This window comes from Nocardiopsis protaetiae, assembly GCF_045446735.1.
GTDB classification, from domain to species: Bacteria; Actinomycetota; Actinomycetes; order Streptosporangiales; family Streptosporangiaceae; genus Nocardiopsis; species Nocardiopsis protaetiae.
The window spans coordinates 1-5,411 of sequence record NZ_JBJJBV010000371.1 but is presented as its reverse complement, the minus strand read 5'-3'; the positions used below and the strand labels follow the sequence as shown (position 1 = coordinate 5,411).

The window sequence follows — 5,411 nt, the reverse complement described above, 5'->3', positions numbered from 1 at the left end:
CAGGGTGAGCTCGTGGTCGGGCACCCGGGCGTCCAGCGCCTCGGTGGTACCGACCTCGCAGCCGGGGGCGGCGTCGTACACGCCGGTCTCGGGGTCCTCGCGGGTCAGGACGTACCAGGCGGCGCCGCCCGCGGCGGAGAGCAGCAGCAGGGCGAGGACGACCACGCCGGCGGTGGCGCAGCCCCGGCTCTGCGGCTGGCTGGAGGGCACGGTCTCGGGCGGGTGCCCGGGGGGCATCACAGGGAGGCTCCGATCCGTTCGGCGAAGGCGACCGCGGTGGCCCGGCCCTCGTCGGGGGAGACGGGTTCGCCGCCGGTGACGGCCGTGTAGGAGACGCGGACCAGGAGGTTGTCGGACCGGAAGGCGAGTTCGGTGTCGCCGGAGCCGCCGCGCCACACCAGTGCCTCACCGGTGGACAGCTCCACGGCCTGGGCGTCGGCGGGGGCCAGCGCGGCGGCGGCCGCGTCCGCCCGGTCCTGGCCGGGGACGGTCTGATCTGCGGTGGGGTCGGTGAACAGGGCGGAGTACTCCACCCGCAGTACGCCCTGGCGCGCGGTGTCGGAGGTCCCAGCGGAGGTCCACCGGCACACGGTGCCCTCACCGCCGGTGAGCGGTCCGCGTTCGGCGAGGTCATGGACGGCGCCGGGCAGGTGCTCGTCGAGCAGCTCCCCGAGGTCGCCGCAGTCGGGTGCGGCGGTGTGGACATCCCCCGGGTGGGGTCGGTCCGGGTCGTCCTGTGCGGCCCACAGGCCGCCGCCGATCGCCAACGCGGACACCACCACCGCGCCCACCGCGATCACACCCGCCCGTGCGAGGGGACCCAACCGGTCACCGCCTCCCTGTCCGGTCGCCGATCGACCGAGGTGCGACGGCGGCCGCGGGTCGCGGCCGCCGTCGCGGTGGTCAGCCGACGACGATGTTCACCAGCTTCGGCGCGCGCACGATCACCTTGCGGATCTGCTTGTCGCCGATGAAGCCCTGTGCCTTCTCTGACGCCAGTGCGAGCCGTTCCAGTTCTGCCGGGTCGATGTCGGGCGCAACGGACAGCTTGTCACGGACCTTGCTCTGCACCTGAACGACACAGGTCACGGTCTCCTGGACCAGCAGGGCGGGGTCGGCCTGGGGCCAGTTGCCGACGGCGACGGTGCCGACGTGGCCCAGGCGCTCCCAGCCCTCCTCGGCCACGTAGGGCGCGAACAGGGACAGGGCGACGGCCACGAACTCGGCGGCCTCGCGCACCGCCGGGTCGGCGGCGCCGGGGCCGGAGTCGATGGCCTTGCGGGCGGCGGAGACCAGCTCCATGATGCGGGCGATGGCCACGTTGAACCGCTTGGCCTCGACCAGGGAGGTGACCTGGTCGATGGCGTGGTGGGTGGCGCGGCGCAGCTCGGCGTCGCCGGCGGCCGGGTCGGTGCCGGGCTTGGAGGCGGCCCCGGCCTCGTTCATCACCCGGTAGGCCCGGTTGAGGAACTTCTGGGCGGCGACGACGGACACGTCGGCCCAGTCGACGTCCTCCTCGGGCGGGCTGGCGAACAGCATGGTGAGCCGGACCGCGTCGACGCCGTAGGCGTCGATCTCCTTGCCCAGGTCGACACCGTTGCCCAGGGACTTGGACATGGCCCGGCCCTGGTTGATGACCTGGCCCTGGTTGGTCAGGCGGCGGAAGGGCTCGGTGAAGGACACCATGCCCAGGTCGTACAGGACCTTGGTGAAGAAGCGCGCGTACATCAGGTGCAGCGTCGCGTGCTCCTTGCCGCCGATGTAGTGGTCGACGGGGCCCCACTCGTTGACCAGGTCGGAGTCGAAGGGCGCGGTGTCCAGGCGCGGCGAGATGTAGCGCAGGAAGTACCAGGACGAGTCGACGAAGGTGTCCATGGTGTCGGTGTCGCGCTGGGCGGGGCCGCCGCAGGCCGGGCAGTCGACGTTGACCCAGTCGGTGGCCGAGGCCAGCGGGGACACGCCCTTGGGGGCCAGCTCGGCGCCCTTGAGCTCGGGCAGGGTGACGGGCAGCTGCTCGTCGGGGACGGGCACCTGGCCGCAGGCGGGGCAGTGGATGATGGGGATGGGCGTGCCCCAGTAGCGCTGGCGGGACAGCAGCCAGTCGCGCAGGCGGTAGTTGATGGTGCCCTTGCCGGTGCCGCGCTCGGCCAGGACCTCGATGATGCGCTCGATGGCCTCGGTCTTGGACAGGCCGTCCAGGGGGCCGGAGTCGCGCAGGCTGCCCTCGCCGGCGGTGGCCACGCCGGTCTCGGCGGGGTCGGGCTCGCCGGTCTCGACGACGACGCGCACGGGCAGGTCGAAGGCCAGGGCGAAGTCGAGGTCGCGCTGGTCGTGGGCGGGGACCGCCATGATGGCGCCGTGGCCGTAGTCGGCCAGGACGTAGTCGGCGGCCCAGACGGGCATGCGCTCGCCGTTGACGGGGTTGACCGCGTAGCGGCCCAGGAACACGCCGGTCTTGGGGCGCTCGGTGGTCTGGCGCTCGATGTCGGACAGCTTGGCGACCTCGGAGCGGTAGGCCTCGAAGGCCTCGCGCTGCTCCGGGGCGCACAGTTCGTCGGCCAGGTCGGCGTCGGCGGCCACCACGAAGAAGGTGGCGCCGTACAGGGTGTCGGGCCGGGTGGTGAAGACGGTGACCGGCTCCTCGCGCCCCTCGATGGCGAAGTCGACGTCGGCGCCGGTGGAGCGGCCGATCCAGTTGCGCTGCATGGCCAGGATCTCGTCCGGCCAGTTGCCGCCCTCCAGCTGGTCCATGTCGTCCAGCAGGCGCTGCGCGTAGTCGGTGATCTTGAAGTACCACTGGTTGAGGCTGCGGCGCACGACCTCGGTGCCGCAGCGCTCACAGCGGCCCTGGACGACCTGCTCGTTGGCCAGCACGGTCTGGTCCTTGGGGCACCAGTTGACCTGGCCGTCCTTGCGGTAGGCCAGGCCGCGCTCGAAGAACCGGGTGAACAGCCACTGGTTCCACTTGTAGTACTCGGGGTCGCTGGTGTGGATGCGCCGGGACCAGTCGACGGCGATGCCGTAGCGGCGGAAGGAGGCCGCCTGGGTCTCGATGTTGGCGTAGGTCCACTCGGCGGGGTGCGAGTTGTTCTTGATGGCGGCGTTCTCGGCGGGCAGGCCGAAGGAGTCCCAGCCGACGGGGTGCAGCACGTTGTCGCCGCGCTGGAAGCGGTAGCGGCCGATGACGTCGCCGATGGCGTAGGCCTCGGCGTGGCCCATGTGCAGGTCGCCGGAGGGGTAGGCGAACATGTCGACGACGTAGGTGCGGGGCCGGGTGTCACCGGGGTCCTCGTCGGCCTGGAACGGGAGTTCGGCGGCCCAGCGCGCCTGCCACTTGTCCTGGAGGGCGCGGGCGTCGTAGGTGTCGCCCGTCGTCTGGTCGCCGTCTACCGCTGTCATCGCTGCTTGTTCCCTCGGTTCGGTCCGGTCACATGCCCTGGGGAGCGTCGGCTGCCTTGGCCGAGCAGCACCTGCCCGACCCAGGCGGCACATCTGCCTGAGTCAGGCAGCAGTCCATCCCCTTCAGGTTATCGGCTGGCGGACCGGGGCGCGGACGGCTTTCCCACCCTGTGGACAACGTCCCCGGGCCGCCCCCTGGCGACCCCCGGTCGTCACACGGTGTCACCGGATGTCGCGTGAGATTACGGACCCCTTGCCCCTCCACACCGACCACCCGGTTTGTTACTCTGCCGTCAATCAGCAGTGAAAGTGGCGCAGAACACGCGACCCGGATCACATCCGGGTCCCGTTCCCTTGTCGTCCCTGGACACATCTGCCTGCGGGAGGCCCCATGCTCAACCTGTCCGTGGTCCTGGAGGACGGTGCCCGATCCGTCCCGGAGAAGGACTGCCTGGTCTTCGGAGATCTGCGCCTGAACTACGCGATCACCAACATGATCGCCAACCAGGTCGCCAACCTCCTCGTCTCCCGGGGGATCAAGCCCGGCGACCGGGTGGCCCTGGCCAGCCCCAACGTGCCGTACTTCCCCTTCGTCTACTACGGCGCGCTCAAGGCGGGCGCGGTGGTCGTCCCCCTCAACGTCCTGCTCACCCCGCGTGAGATCGCCTACCACCTGGAGGACTCCGGGGCCAAGGCGATCTTCGCGTTCACCGGCACCCCGGAACTGCCGTTGGGCGAGCGCGCCTTCGAGGCGTTCAACCAGGTGGACACCTGTGAGACCTACATCGACCTGCCCGCCTCCGCCGGGGCGACCGAGTCCACCATCGAGGGCGCCCAGACCCTGTGGAAGGCGCTGGAGGGCCAGCCCGGCGACTTCGAGACCATCCAGGCGAACTCGGACGACACCGCCGTCATCATCTACACCAGCGGCACCACCGGCAAGCCCAAGGGCGCCGAGCTGAGCCACAACAACCTGATGATGAACGCGGTCGTCTCCTCCGGCCTGGTCAACCCGCACCCGGACGGCCGCGACGTGGCCCTGGTGGTCCTGCCGCTGTTCCACATCTTCGGCCAGACCGTCATGCTCAACGCGGCCCTGTACCGGCACGCGACCCTGGTGCTGATGCCCCGCTTCGACGGCGACGAGGCGCTGCGCCTGATGGAGAAGGAGGGCGTCACCGGCTTCGCGGGCGTGCCCACCATGTACTGGGGCCTGCTCAACGCGGTGCGCTCGGCCGGGGAGGGCAAGTACGACCTCGAAGCGATCGCGGACAACATCGTCGACGCGGTCTCCGGCGGCGCGGCGCTGCCCGCCCAGCTCGCCCAGGACTTCCAGGACACCTTCGGCGTCGGCATCAAGGAGGGCTACGGCCTGTCCGAGACCTCCCCGGTGGCCTCGTTCAACAACCCCGCCGTCAAGGCCAAGACCGGTTCGATCGGTCTGCCGGTGTGGGGCGTGGAGATGAAGCTGATCGACCCGGAGTGGAACGAGGTCGTCGCGGCCGACGGCGAGGAGCCGGTCGGCGAGATCGCCATCCGCGGCCACCTGGTGATGAAGGGCTACCACAACCGGCCCGAGGTCAACGCCGAGGTGATCAAGGACGGCTGGTTCCGCACCGGCGACATCGCCCGCCGCGACGACGAGGGCTTCTACTTCATCATCGACCGCTCCAAGGACATGATCATCCGCGGCGGGTTCAACGTGTACCCGCGCGAGGTCGAGGAGGTCCTGATGGGCCACGACGCCGTGAGCCTCGCGGCGGTCGTCGGTGTCCCCCACGACAGCCACGGCGAGGAGATCAAGGCGTTCGTGATCCTCAAGGAGGGCGCCGAGCTCACCGCCGAGGCGCTGACCGAGTGGTCCAAGGAGCGTCTAGCGGCGTACAAGTACCCGCGTGTGATCGAGTTCCGCGAGAGCCTGCCGATGACCGCCACCGGCAAGATCCTCAAGCGCGAGCTGCGCGACTGACGCCCGTGGAGCACCGGCACCCGTAGAACGCGGAGAGGGGCGG

The 5,411-nt window shown here is 70.6% G+C and carries 3 protein-coding genes and 1 pseudogene; 1 reads left to right on the top strand and 3 read right to left on the bottom strand.

The window, feature by feature from the left end; translation table 11 throughout:
• The 3 genes and pseudogenes from ACJOT3_RS32125 to leuS all read right to left on the bottom strand — a co-directional run.
• Positions 1 to 237: pseudogene (locus ACJOT3_RS32125) on the bottom strand (hypothetical protein); the annotation flags it as partial.
• Positions 237 to 824 carry a hypothetical protein gene (locus ACJOT3_RS32120; protein ID WP_406976895.1) on the bottom strand — a complete coding sequence of 196 codons (588 nt, stop codon included), beginning with the start codon at positions 822 to 824 and terminating at the stop codon, positions 237 to 239. The gene ACJOT3_RS32120 and the pseudogene ACJOT3_RS32125, both read right to left, overlap by 1 nt.
• Positions 825 to 903: 79 nt before the next feature.
• Positions 904 to 3,399, bottom strand: coding sequence for a leucine--tRNA ligase (leuS, locus tag ACJOT3_RS32115; RefSeq protein ID WP_406976894.1), 2,496 nt, complete (start codon positions 3,397 to 3,399; stop codon positions 904 to 906).
• A gap of 391 nt (positions 3,400 to 3,790) precedes the next feature.
• Between leuS and ACJOT3_RS32110 the strand changes: the two genes are divergently transcribed.
• Positions 3,791 to 5,368 carry a long-chain-fatty-acid--CoA ligase gene (locus tag ACJOT3_RS32110; protein ID WP_406976893.1) on the top strand — a complete coding sequence of 526 codons (1,578 nt, stop codon included), beginning with the start codon at positions 3,791 to 3,793 and terminating at the stop codon, positions 5,366 to 5,368.
• Positions 5,369 to 5,411 lie beyond the last annotated feature (43 nt).

Bases quoted from the DNA above. Each gene is read 5' to 3' on its own strand.
- leuS (WP_406976894.1), bottom strand. From the start codon at position 3,399: ATGACAGCGGTAGACGGCGACCAGACGACGGGCGACACCTACGACGCC.
- ACJOT3_RS32110 (WP_406976893.1), top strand. From the start codon at position 3,791: ATGCTCAACCTGTCCGTGGTCCTGGAGGACGGTGCCCGATCCGTCCCG.